The organism is Woronichinia naegeliana WA131 (assembly GCA_025370055.1).
Lineage (GTDB): Bacteria > Cyanobacteriota > Cyanobacteriia > Cyanobacteriales > Microcystaceae > Woronichinia > Woronichinia naegeliana.
On record CP073041.1, the window covers coordinates 3851528 to 3869447 of the forward strand.

Annotated in this window: 18 protein-coding genes and 3 pseudogenes; 18 read left to right on the top strand and 3 right to left on the bottom strand. The window is 39.9% G+C overall.

Going from position 1 to position 17920, the window contains the following annotated elements:
• The first annotated feature begins 313 nt into the window (after positions 1 to 313).
• From KA717_19435 to KA717_19455, 5 genes and pseudogenes are all read left to right on the top strand, one after another.
• A pseudogene (locus KA717_19435) lies at positions 314 to 1387 on the top strand (IS5 family transposase).
• Positions 1388 to 1441: 54 nt separating this feature from the next.
• The gene (locus KA717_19440) at positions 1442 to 1684 is read left to right on the top strand and encodes a hypothetical protein (GenBank protein ID UXE64450.1); all 243 of its coding nucleotides are present in this window, start codon (positions 1442 to 1444) and stop codon (positions 1682 to 1684) included.
• The gene (locus KA717_19445; GenBank protein UXE64720.1) at positions 1672 to 2550 is read left to right on the top strand and encodes an ISKra4 family transposase; all 879 of its coding nucleotides are present in this window, start codon (positions 1672 to 1674) and stop codon (positions 2548 to 2550) included. Before KA717_19440 ends, KA717_19445 begins: the two co-directional genes overlap by 13 nt.
• 14 nt (positions 2551 to 2564) lie before the next feature.
• A pseudogene (locus tag KA717_19450) lies at positions 2565 to 2858 on the top strand (transposase).
• Positions 2859 to 3404: 546 nt separating this feature from the next.
• A complete protein-coding gene (locus KA717_19455; GenBank protein UXE64451.1) occupies positions 3405 to 3863 on the top strand; it encodes a hypothetical protein in 459 nt (152 codons plus the stop codon).
• Between the two features lie 509 nt (positions 3864 to 4372).
• Here the strand turns inward: KA717_19455 and KA717_19460 are convergent.
• The gene (locus KA717_19460; GenBank protein ID UXE64452.1) at positions 4373 to 4606 is read right to left on the bottom strand and encodes a hypothetical protein; all 234 of its coding nucleotides are present in this window, start codon (positions 4604 to 4606) and stop codon (positions 4373 to 4375) included.
• 336 nt (positions 4607 to 4942) lie between these two features.
• Between KA717_19460 and KA717_19465 the strand changes: the two genes are divergently transcribed.
• From KA717_19465 to KA717_19485, 5 genes and pseudogenes are all read left to right on the top strand, one after another.
• Positions 4943 to 5311, top strand: coding sequence for a hypothetical protein (locus KA717_19465; protein ID UXE64453.1), 369 nt, complete (start codon positions 4943 to 4945; stop codon positions 5309 to 5311).
• Positions 5312 to 5362: 51 nt separating this feature from the next.
• Positions 5363 to 6406 (top strand): IS630 family transposase, encoded by a 1044-nt coding sequence (locus KA717_19470; protein ID UXE64454.1) that lies wholly within the window; start codon positions 5363 to 5365, stop codon positions 6404 to 6406.
• A 20-nt stretch (positions 6407 to 6426) separates the two neighbouring features.
• Positions 6427 to 6744: a spore coat protein U domain-containing protein gene (locus KA717_19475; GenBank protein UXE64455.1), complete on the top strand. Its 318-nt coding sequence runs from the start codon at positions 6427 to 6429 to the stop codon at positions 6742 to 6744.
• Positions 6745 to 6945: 201 nt separating this feature from the next.
• Positions 6946 to 7458, top strand: coding sequence for a spore coat U domain-containing protein (locus tag KA717_19480; GenBank protein ID UXE64456.1), 513 nt, complete (start codon positions 6946 to 6948; stop codon positions 7456 to 7458).
• Positions 7459 to 7864: 406 nt separating this feature from the next.
• Positions 7865 to 9146, top strand: a pseudogene (locus KA717_19485) (ISKra4 family transposase).
• 15 nt (positions 9147 to 9161) lie between these two features.
• Here KA717_19485 and KA717_19490 read toward each other — a convergent pair.
• Together KA717_19490 and KA717_19495 are read right to left on the bottom strand one after the other, a co-directional pair.
• Positions 9162 to 9932: an IS4 family transposase gene (locus KA717_19490; GenBank protein UXE64457.1), complete on the bottom strand. Its 771-nt coding sequence runs from the start codon at positions 9930 to 9932 to the stop codon at positions 9162 to 9164.
• Positions 9933 to 9956: 24 nt separating this feature from the next.
• On the bottom strand, positions 9957 to 10442 hold the full coding sequence (locus tag KA717_19495; GenBank protein UXE64458.1) for a hypothetical protein: 486 nt from the start codon (positions 10440 to 10442) through the stop codon (positions 9957 to 9959).
• A 160-nt stretch (positions 10443 to 10602) separates the two neighbouring features.
• On the opposite strand from KA717_19495, the gene KA717_19500 reads away from it, so the two are divergent.
• The 8 genes from KA717_19500 (at position 10603) to KA717_19535 (ending at position 17913) form a co-directional block, all read left to right on the top strand.
• Positions 10603 to 11400 carry a fimbria/pilus periplasmic chaperone gene (locus tag KA717_19500; protein ID UXE64459.1) on the top strand — a complete coding sequence of 266 codons (798 nt, stop codon included), beginning with the start codon at positions 10603 to 10605 and terminating at the stop codon, positions 11398 to 11400.
• Between the two features lie 10 nt (positions 11401 to 11410).
• Positions 11411 to 12475 carry a hypothetical protein gene (locus KA717_19505; GenBank protein ID UXE64460.1) on the top strand — a complete coding sequence of 355 codons (1065 nt, stop codon included), beginning with the start codon at positions 11411 to 11413 and terminating at the stop codon, positions 12473 to 12475.
• Between the two features lie 129 nt (positions 12476 to 12604).
• Positions 12605 to 13684, top strand: coding sequence for an IS1 family transposase (locus KA717_19510; GenBank protein UXE64461.1), 1080 nt, complete (start codon positions 12605 to 12607; stop codon positions 13682 to 13684).
• A 175-nt stretch (positions 13685 to 13859) separates the two neighbouring features.
• A complete protein-coding gene (locus KA717_19515) occupies positions 13860 to 15074 on the top strand; it encodes a fimbria/pilus outer membrane usher protein (protein UXE64462.1) in 1215 nt (404 codons plus the stop codon).
• Between the two features lie 335 nt (positions 15075 to 15409).
• Positions 15410 to 15793 (top strand): transposase, encoded by a 384-nt coding sequence (locus tag KA717_19520; GenBank protein UXE64463.1) that lies wholly within the window; start codon positions 15410 to 15412, stop codon positions 15791 to 15793.
• Positions 15794 to 15832: 39 nt separating this feature from the next.
• Positions 15833 to 16129: a hypothetical protein gene (locus tag KA717_19525; protein ID UXE64464.1), complete on the top strand. Its 297-nt coding sequence runs from the start codon at positions 15833 to 15835 to the stop codon at positions 16127 to 16129.
• Positions 16130 to 16206: 77 nt separating this feature from the next.
• Entirely contained in the window at positions 16207 to 17250 is a 1044-nt protein-coding gene (locus KA717_19530) for an IS630 family transposase (protein UXE64465.1), read from the top strand.
• A 129-nt stretch (positions 17251 to 17379) separates the two neighbouring features.
• Positions 17380 to 17913 carry a hypothetical protein gene (locus KA717_19535; protein ID UXE64466.1) on the top strand — a complete coding sequence of 178 codons (534 nt, stop codon included), beginning with the start codon at positions 17380 to 17382 and terminating at the stop codon, positions 17911 to 17913.
• The last annotated feature ends 7 nt before the right edge of the window (positions 17914 to 17920 follow it).

Here is a 17920-nt window from a genome sequence, read left to right on the forward strand (position 1 = left end):
AAATTGAAAAATTCTAGCAGGACAGCACTGACAGATCAGGTAAAGTCGTTTTTAGAGGCATCCAACCAATACAACCCACGTTCTAAAGAAACAGGGATATTCTTTGGACGAGTCCACAACGAAGTCAATCTTGTTCTTACAGGAGAGAAGGCTTCTGACATGAGGCAAAGGCTGGAGTCTTCTTTAGGTAGGGCTTGCTGAAAAAAGCTGAAACCTTTACGGAGAAAAATAGTAGGCGAATTAAGAACCGCTAGAATGCACGAAAATAGGGTAGAATGCCTCAAAACCATTGCATTAAGAAGAGAGAAAGCAGATGTACCGAAAGCAACAGTACTCAATTGAAACACCAGAAAACTTGAAAAATCTGTTCGGCGGGCAGTTAGACGAAGAAAATCGTTGGATAGAAATGTCAAAAATGATTCTTTGGGAAGAATATGAGGAAGAATATGCAAAAAACTTCACAGAAAAAAAAGGAGCCCCAGCCAAATCATTTAGAATGGCATTAGGAGCATTAATTATCAAAGAAATTTCAGGAAAAAGTGACAGAGAAACAGTAGAACAAATAAAAGAGAACCCTTATTTACAGTACTTTATAGGAATGGAAAGCTATAGTAGCAAAGAAGCATTTAATGCGTCAATGATGGTTCATTTTCGTAAAAAAATAGGAATGGAATTAATAAATAAAATTAATAAAGAAATAGAAAAAAAAGCGACGGGTGTAGCGTCAGAAAAAAAAGAAAATGAAGGAAAGTTATTGTTAGATGCGACTTGTACACCAGCAGATATAAAATATCCAACGGATATAGGAATATTGAATGATGCCAGAGAAAAAACAGAAAAAATAATAGATAAGCTGTATGAAGAAATAAAAGAGAAAAGGAAAGAAAAGCCGAGGACTTATAGGGAAGTGGCAAGAAAAGAGTACTTAGCCATAGCAAAAAAACGTCGTGTGTCAAAAAAAGAAAGAAGAAAAGGAACAAAAAAACAACTAGGATATATAAAAAGAAACTTGTCTGATATAGAAAAAATGATAGAAGAGGGAGCAAAGTTAGAAAAACTAACGAAAAAAGAGCAAGAAGAGCTTGTAACGATAGGAAAAGTGTATGAGCAACAGTTAGAAATGTATGAAAAAAAGACAAATAAAGTAGAAAACAGAATTGTGAGTGTAAGCCAACCTCACGTGCGTCCAATAGTGCGTGGAAAAGCGGGAAAAGCAGTAGAGTTTGGAGCTAAAATATCGGCAAGTAATGTGAATGGCTTTGTCTTCTTAGACAAATTAAGTTGGGATAATTACAACGAATCGGGAGATTTACAAGCGCGAATAGAAGAATATAAAAGGGAAACAGGATGTTATCCGGAATCGGTTCATGTGGATAAAATCTATCGGGTACATCCCGGATAAAGTAGTACATAGAATCTGGGGTAAAATGGAAAAAAACTGATGAGCGAAAAAAGTATGTTACCGATTCCCCCAGAAGAAAAAGCACTGTTAAAACAGCATCTCACCGAATCAGCCCGTATCTTGCGCAAATATACGGAACCAGAGAAACAGAAGGACTTTGGAAGCATCGAAGTAGAAGTCAGAACCCAGATGTTAGAAATTGTGGGGCCAACAATGGGGGAGTTTTTTTTTCAGAAGGGGGAAAAAAACGGTCTGGAAACAAGCGAAAAATCAAAACCCTAGTCGGAGAAGTGGAAATAAGCCAAAAACAAGCCAGAAAACTAAAGGTGTCGCCAAAAATCGTCTTAAGTCCAGGTTTAGAGAAATGCTGTCTAAGAGCCAGTGCGAAAACATCCTACCAACAAGCAGAAGAAGATATAGAGGAGTTGATGGGGATAAAAGTAGGACATAGCAGTTTACATCGCTTGGTAGAACGGACAGAACTGCCCTTAGCTCAAGCTCAGTCAGAGAGTGCGGGGGTCAGTATAGATGGGGGAAAGATTTGTCTGCGGGGCGAGGAGAAGGAAGGGGGACAGTGGCGAGATTATAAACTGGTGAGTCTTCATGGCAATGTCTGTGAAGCCTTTTTCCAAGACCCAGAGGGCTTAAAGAATTGGAGCAATGTTCAACCTTTGTCCCCAATAGTGACCTTTTTGGGAGATGGTCATCCCGCAATCTGGAATGCGGTAGAGAGTTTCGCCACTCAATCGTGGCTGATACGACGAGAGGTGTTGGATTGGTATCATCTCAAGGAGAATCTGTTCAAAGTGGGTGGCTCTCTCAAACGGCTAGAAGCAGTGGAGCATTTACTGTGGCGGGGTTTTGTGAACAAGGCAATAGATGCGTTTGATGGAGTCAAAAGCAAGAGGGCAAAGAATTTTCAAGCCTATTTGACGAAGCATTATCAGCGTATCCCTGATTACCAATACTATCAACAGCTTGGTATTGTGATTGGTTCTGGTGATGTGGAGTCTAAGATTAAACAGGTGGGAGCTAGGGTTAAATTGTCGGGAGCACGTTGGCATCTTCATAATGTTTCTCGTATTCTTCGGCTACGATGTGCTTATCTCAATCACTCTCCTCTTTTGAGTGTCAATGTATTATCTTAAGTGGGATGCACCCAATCTATCGAACAAAAGCGAATCGAGCTTATTGTAAAGAAAGGGATATAAGAATGAGTGGTCCCCGATTGGGAAGACCGCCGAAAGAGGTGAGCAAAGAAAAAAAGAAAGAGGCACGCTCAGATGAAAGAGTGCGTAATGCCATTGAGGGTAAATTCGGACAGGGAAAGAGGAAATTTAGTCTTGGTCGAGTGATGGCCAAACTACCTGAGACCTCGGAAACGGTAATTGCGATGAACTTTTTGGTAATGAATCTTTCTACTCTACTTCAGAAGACAAAAAGTAAAAAGTTGTAGAGTCGTTTTTCTTGTGAAAAATGGTGTTAATTTTCCTCTCTTTTGTGAGGAGTGATTTGTGTTGACCTTTTTAGACAGAAAGGAACAATAGATTAAACAAAATCTGTATTTTGATTTGTTTCCATAAGGATAAGTTATCTATGCTTTTTCAGTCCATACTTCCCTAACCCACATTTCTTTCGTTTTTTGACTTTTTCAGCAAGCCCTAGGTAAGCCTGTTAGTGAAAATGAATTACTTCGTGATTATTTTCCTATTACTGATTTGGCTGATTATGCTGCGATTTGTCAGACAGCAGCAAACAACATAGAAAACGGGATGCACCCCATAAACGCCATAAAAATGGCCGCCAAGCAAGTTTTGCCTCCGAACCATGTTCCAAATCCAATTGACTTTACTGAAAAAATAAGTTTTGCAAGGTATCGCTTAGAGCAAGCTAGACGAGGACGGTTCTATCTTGAAGATGAAAAATAATAAATAATCAAGTAATACATGGATAGTGCTATCCTTTCGGTAATCAATCCTCTGACTTTCATGTATTACTCGGTATGACCCGCATTCGTGGTGACAACGGTAAATTTATTCAAAAGTCTAATGAGCTTCGTCCTGTCAGAAGCATTCGGGCGACAGATTCAACATGGGAAATGCTAGGAAATATAGCCGACAAACAGCGTATTACAAGGGCAGATTTGATTGAACATTTTGCATTAAACCATGTATTACATGAGAGTTTGGAAAAAGAAAACGAGAAACTGAAAGACGAGATGGCAGTATTGCGACTTCAGCTATCGGACATGGAGGGTAAGACTTCTTTCTCTAATCATGGAAATCCTCAACAACTAGATATGTTTTCAGGTATTAAGCAACTTGATCGTGATCTGCTACATCAGCTTCGAGATCGGGTTCTTGGGATGAAGATTTTGTCGGTTGGGGAACAATCCAAGTATTACAAGGAGACCGTAAAGGTGCTTAATAAGTTTATTAGCCTCCTGTTGAAAGAACTCTAGCCTTTTGCCATGTCTCTTTGATGCGGATCGAGACCTGTTTAAGTAGTTCGTTTCTCGTAGTCAAGGGAGTGTTGTAGTGAAGTCCTAGACCTTCAAAAGTCTATTCTGGTAGTCGCCAAGCTCTGTACTTCCCCCGATATGTCGGTTGGAAAACTCATTCAGGAATCTGCGATAATCAGGACAATACGCTCTGGTGGAGACCAACGTAGGAACCGACATAGAGCCTCCATAGTCCGTAGCCACTCGGCAGGAGGCTTGTCAATATTTGCTTCTTTACCGCCAAATTTACACCGCATTTGGCGGCCTTTAGCGCGTCAGCGCGACTAGACGAAAAATTGTTGGCATTTTATCAATTTAACAGGACTGGCTAAACCACGATTAAAAGCTGAGTTTTGATTCTTCAACCTGCCAGACCAATAATAGTTTTATTTTAGCATTGGTGAAAAACAGAGATCGCTATCTCGTTTTCCTTGATCGCCGATTAGAGTTTTGGCATAATTCCCAAATATTTAGCCGCCCCGCCCAAAACAAGATCGCTTACCTAGTCCAGAGACTTTCTCATCTACGAGGCTGATTTGTCCTGATAGCTTTTCATCTACGAGACTGATTTGTCCTGATAGCCTTTCTTCCATTCGGGCCTGATTGATCTTAAGGTCGATTAGGTCTTCTCGAATATCCTTAAGGTCTTTTTGGATACTACCTAAAATTTCTTTCAAGTCGGTTTCAACGATAGTCGGTGGCATAGGTTATAATCCCTATAGATTGTGCTTGAATGGATTGGGAGGAGTGGACAATAGCCCTATTTTAGCATTGGTGAAGAAGAGCAATGGCTTAATAGGTAATAGTACTCAGGCTCGGCACAAACTAAACAATTACATTAAAAACCTTTCTACTCAGACTTTTAAATGAATAGAGGCAAAAGTTGTGAAAGGGTTATGAAAAGTTTGTGTAAAAATTATGCAAAAAATGTATTAGTGAATACATTCATTTTTAATTATTCATAGTATCATCCAAAGGTGTGATTACTTAGAAAAAATAAACCAAAGTATTCGTGTATTTATACTCTAAACGGCTAAGAAATGTACTTCCCGCAAAAAGGGCTGAAATCCTCATCTGATAAAGATTTTAGGCATTTTCAAAAAGTTAAGCTCCAACCCGTTCAGAGTGTACTTAATTCAACAATTCAAATTACATTAGGAGAAATCCAAACCATGTCTATGCTCTCTTCCCGTTGTTCCGTCCTCACCGCCGCCCTGCTCGGCTCCACCCTCGCCCTCAGCAGCACCCTAATCTCCAAACCCGCCGTTGCCGCGCAGCCAACAACGGCGCAAAGCTCGATCGAAGTTAGCGCGACGGTAGCTGGAACTTGCACTCTTAGCACCACGCCCATGAACTTCGGCTCTTACGATTCTTCTATACTAAACACGGTCACAGGTTGCGAATTCTAAAAATAAGAGATAATATAATAAAAATAGAAAAATTAGTCAAGAGGCTGAGAAATGATTAAGTTAGAATTTACAGAAGAAGACAAAAGACTGTTGTCTTACGGTCGGTTTAATCACCCGCATCCTAGAGTGCAGCTAAAGATGGAAGTTTTATGGCTAAAAAGTCAGGGATTGTCTCATCAAAAAATTGCTCAATTCGCAGGAGTTTCAGTAAATACGGTGACAAGCTATATCCGTGATTATCAAGAGGGCGGGATAGAAAAACTAAAAGAAATAAAATTTAATCGCCCGAAAAGCGAGTTAACAGAGCATCAAGGGACAATTGAGGCATATTTTGAGTCAAATCCACCAGCAACAATAAATGAAGCAGTAAAAAGAATAGAAGAATTAACAGGAATAAAAAGAAGTCCGACGCAAGTCAGAAAATTTTTAAAGTCAATAGGAATGAGGTGTCTAAAGGTGGGAACAATTCCATCAAAAGCAGATGTAGAAGCTCAGGATAGCTATAGAGAAAAAGAGCTAGAACCAAGGCTAGAAGAGGCAAAAGCAGGAAAAAGGGCAGTTTTCTTTGTAGATGCCTCTCATTTTGTAATGGGAGCATTTGTAAATTTTATATGGTGCTTCAAGAGGATTTTTATTAAGTCACCATCAGGGAGAAAACGTTTTAATGTGTTAGGAGCATTAAATGCAATTACCCATGAAGTAATTATGGTAACGAACAGTTCTTATATTACGGGAACTCAGGTTTGTGAACTCCTAGAAAAGATAGCAGAATTAGGACTATTAATACCGATTACGTTGGTATTAGACAATGCTCGTTATCAAAAATGCCGAATTGTACAGGAGTTGGCAGAATCATTAGGAATAGAGTTACTGTACTTACCTCCTTATTCTCCTAACTTGAATTTAATTGAAAGACTGTGGAAGTTTGTGAAGAAGAAGTGTTTATACGCAAAATATTATGAAGATTTTACGCAGTTTTCTGCAGCAATTTCAGGATGTCTTGAAGATGCTAACGTAAAATATAAGGAGGAGCTTGATTCTCTGCTCACCTTACGATTTCAACGCTTTGATAAATCTCAGATTATGAACGTTTGAAGTATAATGAGGCCACCGCAGTGAGCACCATTCTTGTAACTTGTACTAACGGGCTAGAGCCTGAAGTTCACCTAGATCAAGGTCAAAATCCTCTATCGGGCAGTACACTTGAAGCTCCTCAACGATCAATGGTTTCCGATGCTTTGCCTGCTGGCACTTTGGCTTACGGCATTTATCAAGATCAGAATAATAATGTCTGGGGGAGTGGTGGAACCTCTCAATCATTCCTTGCAAATGGAACCGCCACGGGGTTGACTGCTTACGGTAAAATTCCCGCTGGTCAAACTGCCCCTGTTGGGAATTACTCTGATACTGTTGCTGTCACTGTTACCTACTAAGGACACTAGACAACCATCTTTGTCCTGGTGAGTGTACGTACTCTTTTCGTGTCAAATCCAGGATTGTGTCGTTTATTTGGGGGAATTTCAGACAAGCTAACAGTTTGAAATCCCCCATTATTGGTAAATTTAGGGGTCAGAAGAGGTATTCTGAAAAAAAGTCTCCTTAAGTTTGACCCATCGTTAGGAGAACTTAATCTAATGTCTGTTCTCAAAGCCCGTTTGCCCTGGTTGCTTCTGCTTTTGTTAGCGAGTGGCTGTTTTTTTGTGCCAAAAAGTTGGGCGGGAAATGCCACTAGTAATTTATCGGTTACGGCCACCGTTCCCCCCTCTGTTAATGTGGATACCACTCCCGTCAACAATATCCCCTATGACGCATCAACAGGGTCTGATGTCTCCTCCAATATTACCCTAACCGCCAGTCAAGGAACCAATCTGACCATCCTGATTGGCCAGGGACAGAATCCAGGTTCAGGCTCAAGCGACAGTAATCCCGTGCGACGAATGAGCGATGGTCAGGGAAATTTCCTCGACTATGAACTCACCAAAGATGCCTCTTTTAATAACGATTGGGGTAACACGGAGCCAACAGGAGTCACTCTTGCTGGAACTGGCTCTCAACAGAATGTCCCCTTTCATTTGCGGATATCTCCTGGTCAAAATGCCAAGGTAGGTTATTACATAGATACTCTCCTGGTGACAACCCTTTATTAAAATGCTCTGAATCAAAACCCGTTAAAAAAATATCCCTAAAATTCCGTAGGGGTTTGGTTTCCAAATCCCAAATATTTCAAAATCCAAAACATTGTGTGGGGGTTTGGTTTCTAAATTTTAAAAAATTGGACTTGGAGACCAAGCCCCTACAGGTTCAATCATTGTGGTTTTCTCGGCGCAAATTTCTGGACAATCACAAATTTTCTGGGCGCAAGCAAATTTCTGGGCGCAAGCCTTCATCCGTGTCAACTTAAAGGAATGGGTTCCCAAATTTGTTGATTGAGAGCGGCCTTTTCTCGATGTCGCTTTCTCTCAGCTTTGACCAAACCAAAGGGTGTGACCTTTAGTTGATGAAGGAAAAGAAAAGTGTTAACATGAGATGAAAAGTGACAAAGAGGAAACAATGATGACAGCAAAACTAATTAATGTAGAGGGTTCAAAGATAAAAATAGAACTAACATTAGAACTAAGTCGTTCAATGTTGGATACAGAAATAAATATTCAAAAAGGCTTAAACGAAGTAGGTTGCATCGCCAGCAAAGAAGCCTTGAAATATTTAGATACAGATGGTTCACCCTTAAAAATCGGTGAAGAAATCTGGAAGAGTAAGGGAGAGCAACCGAAAGAATATCAAACACCTTATGGTGAGGTTATAGTGAATCGTCATGTATATCAGCGTTCACCTTTGAGGAAAAACGTATTGCCCCTTAGAAAGAGAAGCAAGGATAATCATAACATCAACGCCATTATTGGCAAAACAGGTATCCTCAAAAATGTCAGGGATGGCAGGCAAAGAGGTGAAAAATGATTTATTAGAAAATCATGGTAGAAAAGTAGCGCTATCCTATATCCAAAGATTGAGTGAAGCAGTAGGAAGTGTGGTACAGGCAAAAGAAGAAGCGTGGAGTTATGCCCCGCCCAAGGAGGATAGCCAAATTGCAACAGTGGGAATAGGATTAGATGGAACCTGTATGCTGATGTGTGAGGATGGCTACCGTGAAGCAATGGTGGGAACCGTTTCCCTATACGATAGTGAAGGCGAACGTCAACATACAATCTATCTAGGTGCGGCACCAGAGTATGGAAAAAAGAGTTTTCTAGAAAGATTAGAAAGAGAAATTGAGCGAGCGAAAAACCGTTATCCAGAGGCAACATTGGTCGGGATAGCAGACGGGGCAGAATCAAATTGGAAGTTTTTAGAAAAGCAAACGGAAGAACAGATATTAGATTTCTATCATGCCTCTGGTTACTTAGGTGCCTTGGCAGAAGCGTTGCATCCGAATACCGTGTCAAAACAAAAAGAATGGTTGACTGAAAATTGTCGAGAACTCAAGCATGAAAAAGGAAAAGCAGGAGAACTGCTAAATCTGATGAAAGAAGTCAAAGAAGAAAAAAGTCATTCTAAGAATCTTACCGAGAAACTACAAGCGGCGATTACTTATTACGAGAATCATCAGCATCAAATGGATTATGCTGAATACTTAGAGAAAAAGTATCCGATTGGTTCAGGTGTTACGGAAGCAGCTTGTAAGACGTTGGTCAAACAACGATTATGTTGTTCAGGGATGCGATGGAAGGAAAAAGGAGCAGGAATTATTTTGAGCCTACGAGCTTTGGTATTGACCAAGGAACGATGGAGTCAATTTTGGGCAAAACTTGATCAATATGGGTTCCCTGTAGAACCCTGATTACAACAGCTTTTATCAACTAAAGGTCGCACCCAAACCAAATAACTTAGCACGTTCAGCCAGATAGGTTACTGTATCAGGCTTTTCTCCTCTAGCAATAGCCTTCGCTACATAGTATAGACTCCGAAACACCATCTCTACTGAGATTTTTTCTTTCGGTTGATTTAGAGCAATCGCCACTTCCCCTACCAATTGATTTAAGACCGTATAGAAAATCAAAGTGCAAATAATCTGGATTTGGACACCATTCTTATTCCCTACCCATAAATAGGCTAGTCCTAAAAGTCTTTTCGTTAATAAAAAGGCTTCTTCGATTGTCCATCGTCTTCGATATAAATCACAGACCTCTTCGGCGGACAGTTGTTCGGGAGACAACACATTTGTTAAATACTGATACCAGATTGTTCCCCATAATACTGAGACTAATCTCACCGGATGCTTGCAAGGATTAGAACGGTAATTTCCCATAATGATAATCTCATCTCTGTAATGACTACCTTGAGACAATACTTGTTTGGTTTTGTAAGATGTACCCGCTCTAAATCTGGTTAGAAAAAACTTTTTAGCTTCTGTTAACAAATCAAACCACACAAAGCTAAAAAATCCCATATCTACGAGAATTAAACCATTTTCTGGTAATTTAGCTGCCAATTCTTCACACCATATTTTATCATTTGATTTATCATTTTCTGTGTACCATAAAGTAACGGGTCTTTGGGTAAAGGCTTCCACTACCATCATTATTTTACCCCCCAATTTACTCTTTTCTTCTTTACTTATTTTCATATTTTTCCTTATCTGCTCTAGCGTTTAGCCATCTGCTATCCACACTGCACTAAACTTTTCTCTTATTTTTTCCCATTTTTCTCCTACTTGGAGCTTCTTCCCTTTTTCGGCTGCTTTTTCTAACACTCCTTTTAGTAATATTGCAAATATTTCGGCTGGCACATTCATCATTCTTTTTGATACTGCCTGTTTGCTTACTTTTAATGATGCTACCCATAGCAATCCCTCTTCCTCTAACAGTCTTACCGCTTCACTTATACCCGCTATTTGACGATACACTATACTTAACACTAATGCCACCATTACTGGTAAATTTAGCACCCTATCTCTCATCATTTTCTCATGAGTTCCCTGTAAATATTTTAATGGTGTAAACATTGTGGGTTCTAGTAATTCAAACAACTCTTTTGTTATTTCAGGGATTTCTACCCCTGGCTGATTTGTCTTACGACGTAAGTCTGGGTTTCCTTTTCTCCGAGGATGTTGTCTTGCCATTTGTTTTTTGCTCACTTTTTTATATACTAACCTTTTTTTCAGCCTACTCTTACTTCCGCCTGCTTTTAGGCTAATCTTTTGTGAGTAGGCATTTTGGCTTAAGTTGACACCAATGGCAAGCCTTGCGCCCCTACAGGAAAACTTGTAATATTAATAATTTTCTCAATTTTATTGAATGCGTTTACCTTCTTGTCGTGATTGTATTGGCCTCGGAATTATTGGTTTAAGTCTGATTTTTATCAGCCCCAAATCCCTCTCCCAAAGTCAAGAAACTAAAGGATCTGCTCATTTTTCCGTGATTCCCGTTCAGATTTTTATTAATGGCGCGGCTCCGTCTCCCAATACTTTTTTAAAGATTAACAACACCAGTGACGTTACCAAACGCTTTCAAGCCCAAGTATTTAGTTGGACTCAAACCGACAAAGAACCGATCCAGTTAACTCCCAGCCAAGAAATTGTTTTATTTCCCCTCTTGCTGACCATTGAAGCAGGCAAAAGTCGAGATTTACGAGTAGGAATTGTTGCACCTCCCAAGCCCGTCGAAAAAACCTATCGCATCCTCATCCAAGAGTTACCCGATGCTCAAACCCAAGAAAAGCCTAAAGGTACAGGCATTAGCTTTCTGATTAAAATGAGTGTGCCTGTTTTTGTGACCCCTGAACAACCACAAAGTCAGCCTGGCATCACTAATCTGGCCAACAACAAAGGCAAATTTTCTTTTCAGTTGAGCAATACGGGTAACGCTCATTATATGGCTAAGGACATGCAGGTGACAGGAACGGATGCAAGCGGTAAAACCCTTTTTCAAAAATCAAGAACAGGCTGGTATGTCCTCGCAGGTAGTACTCCACTTTATGACCTCGAATTGCCTAAAACAGATTGCCAAAAGGTGACAAATTTAACCGTTAATCTCAAAACAGATACGACAAATGTTAGCCAGAGTTTGCCAACTCCCAAAGGTATTTGTCCTTAAAAGAAATAGTGTGAACTTTAACAAAAGTATCTGGATAAAGATTTTAGGTATCATCATCACCAGTTTTTTTTTAGTTGCCTTACCCCTACGAGCCGAAGAACAAAATGTTCTGCTGGATTTAGTAATCAATCAAAACCAACAAAATCCTAGTCTGGTGATTTTAGAAGGGGAAAAAGTTTGGGTTAAAACCCAGGATTTAGAAACCGCAGGACTGGAAAATTTTATTGGTGAACAAAAACTAATTAAAGGAGAAAATTATACTGCCTTAAATTCTCTCAATAAAATTCTCAGCTATCAAATTAACCTCGAAAAATTTAGCCTAGACCTAACCGTTCAAACCGATTATTTAAAATTAAATATTATTGACCTTTATCAAAGTAATCGTCCCGATAATATGGTCTATACCGAAGATTCCAGCTTTTTTCTTAACTATAGCGTGGGAACGATCGCTCTCAGTCAACTGATTGTCGCGGGAGAAATAGCTTGGAATTGGGATAATGTGTTGTTGTATAGCAATATTAATATCGGTTCAGATCGCAACACCGTTCGAGGATTGAGCAATATTACTCTCGATAATCGAGAAGATCAAACCCGTTGGATTATTGGCGATAACTTTATTAGCACAGGCGATCTGGGCGGCGGCGGTTACATTGGCGGTGTCACCTATACCACAGAGCGTAGCCTTGATCCCTATCAGCCCTACTCGCCATTTGTGGATATTCCTGGAGAAGTTGCCCTACCCTCCACTGCCACGCTTTACATTAATGAACGTCAAGTCCGCCAAATTGACCTCTCCCCTGGCCCCTTTATTCTTAAAAATTTATCCGTACCAACGGGAGTAAGCCGTGTCAGTTTAAAAGTCAAAGATAGTACAGGTCAAGAAAAAAATTTTGACTATCCCAGCTATGCCATCACCCAATTTATTCCTCCTGGCAAAACCGAATTTGTTTATGGCTTAGGAATACGTCGTAATAATCTCAATAATGATAGTTGGGGTTATGGGACACCCCTTGCCACAACCTACAACAACTCCATTTTTCTGTCGCCTGGAGACTTGGGAACTGGTATCGTCTGATCAAAGTTGGAAAAAGTTATGGTGTAAGGCTTTGAGAAAATAGAAAAATAGTTTAAGACTAGACATCGGCCCGTTATTATTATACTATTATTATTGTCATTATATCAAAGAAGAAGGAAACAGAAAACAATGTCAATATTAAAGAAAAGCTCTATGGAAATCCTGAATGATGTTGGCTTGTGCCAAGAGAAAGAGGATGCCTTATTCAAGAAAAACTGTCCTCATTGCTATAGTGAAAACGTAAAAATACATTCTCATTATCAAACGAAAGGTAACGGGGAACGTAAAATGTTCATTTGTCAAGAATGTAGTTCTTGTTTTGCTGAGACTTATGGTAGCGTAATCGCTGGCTTAGAAACCCCATTAAGTGAAATTGTAAAAGTATTAAAAGCCAGAATGGAAGGAATAGGATTAAATGCAGCAGCTCGAGCATTCGGCTACGCGAAAACAACAATATTGAATTGGGAAAAGAAATTATCAGGATTACAAGAGACATTATTTTTATACGCCTTAGTGAATGAATTTGTTAAATTAGTAATAGAAGGGGATGAACTATACACAAAAGTTGGAAAAAATAAAGAAGCAAGTGCCTCTGAGGGGTGGACAATCGTGCTCATGGAGAGGGCTAGCCGCTTTATTTGGCATTTAAAATGTGGTCGAAAAGAGCAGAAATTATTTCTAGAAGCAATGATGACGGTAGCGGAATTATTTGAAAGGAGTGCAGAATCTCTCCAGTTATTTACAGATGGAGAAAAGCGATATAGTCAACTGCTATTTGATATTTGTCACGAAGTATTAAGGACTGGAAAGCGAGGTCGTCCCACCAAAGTATTACCGAAGGGTATGGTGGTAAGACTAAAAAATAAGAGTAGTAAACGTCGAGATTCTGAGGGTAAACTCAAGAAAGTAGAAACTCCGAAACCAGAACATCCTGAGACAACAGAAAAACCAGAAGAAAAGGACGTCCATGCCAACCACGTTGAGGCATTTAATAGTGCTATCCGACGCTATTTATCTGCCTTTCGTCGTCGTACAAATACTTATGCTAAATCTGTTGTGGGATTACAGCGAGTCCTAGATATTTTCTGGATGGTTCATAACTTTGTTCGCAGCCATTTTACTACGAGAAAAGTTCCTGCTGTAGCTCTCGGTATAATTGAAAAAGGGTTAACTTGGGAGGACTTACTCCAAGTTCGCCTGATTTCTTGAACCTCTCGTATTGCAACGTTTGTAGCTTCTAGCTAGACGATACCAGTGCCGAGACTTGAATATTCAACAAAATTCCCTGCTTTTTCTCGGAAAACAAAGATATGGCATTAGCAATAATTTATCGGCGGGGTTTCGAGTCGAAGCGGCCCCAAACTTTTTAAATGGGGGCGTACAAATGACAACCCGTTTACCCCTGGGAGAAATTAACCTGAGTGCGGCGGTGAGTGAATTTCAAGGACGGTTTGGCAGTGCTGCCGCTTTGTCCTATTCCACATCGGGAGCCGATGCCAGTATTTCGGCATTGATTCGTATTCTTAGCCCTCAATATGCCAATGCCAGTCTCTTACCGACCAGCGATCGCAATCTGTTGGAATTTAACCTGGCGGGCAGTCTTAATCTGGGTCGTGCAGTGAGAATATATGCGCTTCACTCTTCTGCACCCAGTCGTTATCAAAATTTTACGCAACGGGACACAATCGGACTGAGTATTAACCTCAACTCCCAAATGACCATTAACCTATCAGGTTCTCGTTATTTGAATCAGGGACAGGAACCCGATAATCAATTATTTTTGGGTTTGAATTACTTTTTAGGAAATAATCGCACCTCTTCTTTAACCTTTCAACAACAATCTGGCAAAAACAGCATGGTGGCGGCGGTGCAACAGCCCTTACCGACTCAAACAGGTTTTGGCTTTTTGTTACGGGGCAATGCAACGGATAATCAGGATACCAGTACAAGTCTTACTCTCCAGTATCAAGCACCCTTTGGACTCTATGGCTTAACCTTCGAGAGTCTTAACCAAAATAGCCCAATTAATTTTAATATTGCGGGGTCTTTAGTGTTTTTAGATGGTCGTTTGTATGCGAGTCGGCCCATTCAAAATAGTTTTGCCTTAGTACAAATTCCTGATGTCCCTGGAGTCGTTACCTATGTTAATGGGCAGGATTATGGAACAACTAATAAACAAGGTTATGTATTCTTACCTAATTTACAACCCAATTATGGCAATCAAATTCGGATTTCGGCGGATAATTTACCGCTTGCTTATAACACCATTGGCACTTCCCAGGTGATTGCGCCGCCCTATCGAGGAGGAGGAATTATTCGGTTTGTGGTAGAGAAAACCCAGGCGGTAACGGGTTTATTGCGAGTTAAAAAGGGTAAAGAAACTTTGATTCCAGGCTATGGAGAAATTTCAGTAGAGGGTAATGCTCAAGTATCGCCAATTGGCAAAGAAGGGGAATTTTATTTAGATAATTTGAAACCAGGAACTTATCAGGTCAAAATTGATTTTAAAGAGGGGATTTGTCAGTTTCCCTTGGAAGTTCCTACTTCGGAAGCGATCGTTAGTCAATTAGGAACTTTAACTTGTACTTTATCTCCTTAAATAATTTTATGTTTAATTTTTTCTTGTTTTCTAAATACAGCACTTTATGGTTAAATCTCGTACAGGGTAGGGACATAATATATTATGTCCCTACAAAGATTTATCCGTCGTTACAACGCAATTTGCCGTATCCCAATTCTGAAAGTTTTAATTTACCCCCTTGTATCTTAAAGGAAGAGTGGTAGACCGATTCCCCCTTGGTTATAAAAGCCGAGATTTAGTCTAGGTCGCCACTCATCAATCCTTCAAAAACTCGAAAAATCGAGAGGGTCTCGAACCCGTAGTGAACAAGGTCGAGTAATGAAGATAAAAACTCAAAGTAAAGGGGTAAAAGCATGGAAACTCAAGTAGCAAGCCAATGGGTTGGTATAGACGTCAGCAAAGCCAAGTTGGACATAGCTTTACGTCCAGCGAATAAGGTTTTGCAAGTAACCAATCAAGAGTCAGGCTGGCAGGAATTAAGCGAACAACTCAAAAAATACAAAATTGAGTTAATCATCATCGAATCAACAGGAGGAATGGAAAGAGGAGTGGCTCACAAGCTGCAAAAAGAGGAATTCAAGGTAGCAGTGATTAATCCCAAAAGAGCCAGAGATTTTGCCAAGGCATCAGGTCGTCTAGCGAAAACGGACAAAATAGATGCCGAGGTATTAGCCCATTTTGGAGAAGCCTTGCAACCAAGCCCAAAACCGTTAGCATCAGAATCTCAAGGGGTGTGACCTTTAGTTGATGAAGGAAAAGAAAAGTGTTAACATGAGATGAAAAGTGACAAAGAGGAAACAATGATGACAGCAAAACTAATTAATGTAGAGGGTTCAAAGATAAAAATAGAACTAACATTAGAACTAAGTCGTTCAATGTTGGATACAGAAATAAATATTCAAAAAGGCTTAAACGAAGTAGGTTGCATCGCCAGCAAAGAAGCCTTGAAATATTTAGATACAGATGGTTCACCCTTAAAAATCGGTGAAGAAATCTGGAAGAGTAAGGGAGAGCAACCGAAAGAATATCAAACACCTTATGGTGAGGTTATAGTGAATCGTCATGTATACTGAACACGGTCACAAGTTGCGAATTTTAAAAATAAGAGATAATATAGTAAAAATAGAAAAAGTAGTCAAGAGGCTGAGAAATGATTAAGTTAGAATTTACGGAAGAAGACAAAAGACTGTTGTCTTACGGTCGGTTTAATCACCCGCATCCTAGAGTACAGCTAAAGATGGAAGTTTTATGGTTAAAAAGTCAGGGATTATCTCATCAAAAAATTGCTCAATTCGCAGGAGTTTCAGTAAATACGGTGACAAGCTATATCCGTGATTATCAAGAGGGCGGGATAGAAAAACTAAAAGAAATAAAATTTAATCGCCCGAAAAGCGAGTTAACAGAGCATCAAGGGACAATTGAGGCATATTTTGAGTCAAATCCACCAGCAACAATAAATGAAGCAGTAAAAAGAATAGAAGAATTAACGGGAATAAAAAGAAGTCCAACGCAAGTCAGAAAATTTTTAAAGTCAATAGGAATGAGGTGTCTAAAGGTGGGAACAATTCCATCAAAAGCAGATGTAGAAGCTCAGGATAGCTATAGAGAAAAAGAGCTAGAACCAAGGCTAGAAGAGGCAAAAGCAGGAAAAAGGGCAGTTTTCTTTGTAGATGCCTCTCATTTTGTAATGGGAGCATTTGTAAATTTTATATGGTGCTTCAAAAGGATTTTTATTAAGTCACCATCAGGGAGAAAACGTTTTAATGTGTTAGGAGCATTAAATGCAATTACCCATGAAGTAATTATGGTAACGAACAGTTCTTATATTACGGGAACTCAGGTTTGTGAACTCCTAGAAAAGATAGCAGAATTAGGACTATTAATACCGATTACGTTGGTATTAGACAATGCTCGTTATCAAAAATGCCGAATTGTGCAGGAGTTGGCAGAATCATTAGGAATAGAGTTACTGTACTTACCTCCTTATTCTCCTAACTTGAATTTAATTGAAAGACTGTGGAAGTTTGTGAAAAAGAAGTGTTTATACGCAAAATATTATGAAGATTTTACGCAGTTTTCTGCAGCAATTTCAGGATGTCTTGAAGATGCTAACGTAAAATATAAGGAGGAGCTTGATTCTTTGCTCACCTTACGATTTCAACGCTTTGATAAATCTCAGATTATGAACGTTTGAAGTATAGAACGGACAGAACTGCCCTTAGCTCAAGCTCAGTCAGAGAGTGCGGGGGTCAGTATAGATGGGGGAAAGATTTGTCTGCGGGGCGAGGAGAAGGAAGGGGGACAGTGGCGAGATTATAAACTGGTGAGTCTTCATGGCAATGTCTGTGAAGCCTTTTTCCAAGACCCAGAGGGCTTAAAGAATTGGAGCAATGTTCAACCTTTGTCCCCAATAGTGACCTTTTTGGGAGATGGTCATCCCGCAATCTGGAATGCGGTAGAGAGTTTCGCCACTCAATCGTGGCTGATACGACGAGAGGTGTTGGATTGGTATCATCTCAAGGAGAATCTGTTCAAAGTGGGTGGCTCTCTCAAACGGCTAGAAGCAGTGGAGCATTTACTGTGGCGGGGTTTTGTGAACAAGGCAATAGATGCGTTTGATGGAGTCAAAAGCAAGAGGGCAAAGAATTTTCAAGCCTATTTGACGAAGCATTATCAGCGTATCCCTGATTACCAATACTATCAACAGCTTGGTATTGTGATTGGTTCTGGTGATGTGGAGTCTAAGATTAAACAGGTGGGAGCTAGGGTTAAATTGTCGGGAGCACGTTGGCATCTTCATAATGTTTCTCGTATTCTTCGGCTACGATGTGCTTATCTCAATGGGTGTGACCTTTAGTTGATGA

Coding starts and splice junctions, on each gene's coding strand:
- KA717_19490 (UXE64457.1), bottom strand. CDS start 9,932: ATGAAAATAAGTAAAGAAGAAAAGAGTAAATTGGGGGGTAAAATAATG.
- KA717_19480 (UXE64456.1), top strand. CDS start 6,946: ATGTCTGTTCTCAAAGCCCGTTTGCCCTGGTTGCTTCTGCTTTTGTTA.
- KA717_19455 (UXE64451.1), top strand. CDS start 3,405: ATGACCCGCATTCGTGGTGACAACGGTAAATTTATTCAAAAGTCTAAT.
- KA717_19440 (UXE64450.1), top strand. CDS start 1,442: ATGAGCGAAAAAAGTATGTTACCGATTCCCCCAGAAGAAAAAGCACTG.
- KA717_19470 (UXE64454.1), top strand. CDS start 5,363: ATGATTAAGTTAGAATTTACAGAAGAAGACAAAAGACTGTTGTCTTAC.
- KA717_19525 (UXE64464.1), top strand. CDS start 15,833: ATGAAAAGTGACAAAGAGGAAACAATGATGACAGCAAAACTAATTAAT.
- KA717_19460 (UXE64452.1), bottom strand. CDS start 4,606: ATGCCACCGACTATCGTTGAAACCGACTTGAAAGAAATTTTAGGTAGT.
- KA717_19510 (UXE64461.1), top strand. CDS start 12,605: ATGTCAATATTAAAGAAAAGCTCTATGGAAATCCTGAATGATGTTGGC.
- KA717_19465 (UXE64453.1), top strand. CDS start 4,943: ATGTACTTCCCGCAAAAAGGGCTGAAATCCTCATCTGATAAAGATTTT.
- KA717_19515 (UXE64462.1), top strand. CDS start 13,860: ATGACAACCCGTTTACCCCTGGGAGAAATTAACCTGAGTGCGGCGGTG.
- KA717_19530 (UXE64465.1), top strand. CDS start 16,207: ATGATTAAGTTAGAATTTACGGAAGAAGACAAAAGACTGTTGTCTTAC.
- KA717_19500 (UXE64459.1), top strand. CDS start 10,603: ATGCGTTTACCTTCTTGTCGTGATTGTATTGGCCTCGGAATTATTGGT.
- KA717_19520 (UXE64463.1), top strand. CDS start 15,410: ATGGAAACTCAAGTAGCAAGCCAATGGGTTGGTATAGACGTCAGCAAA.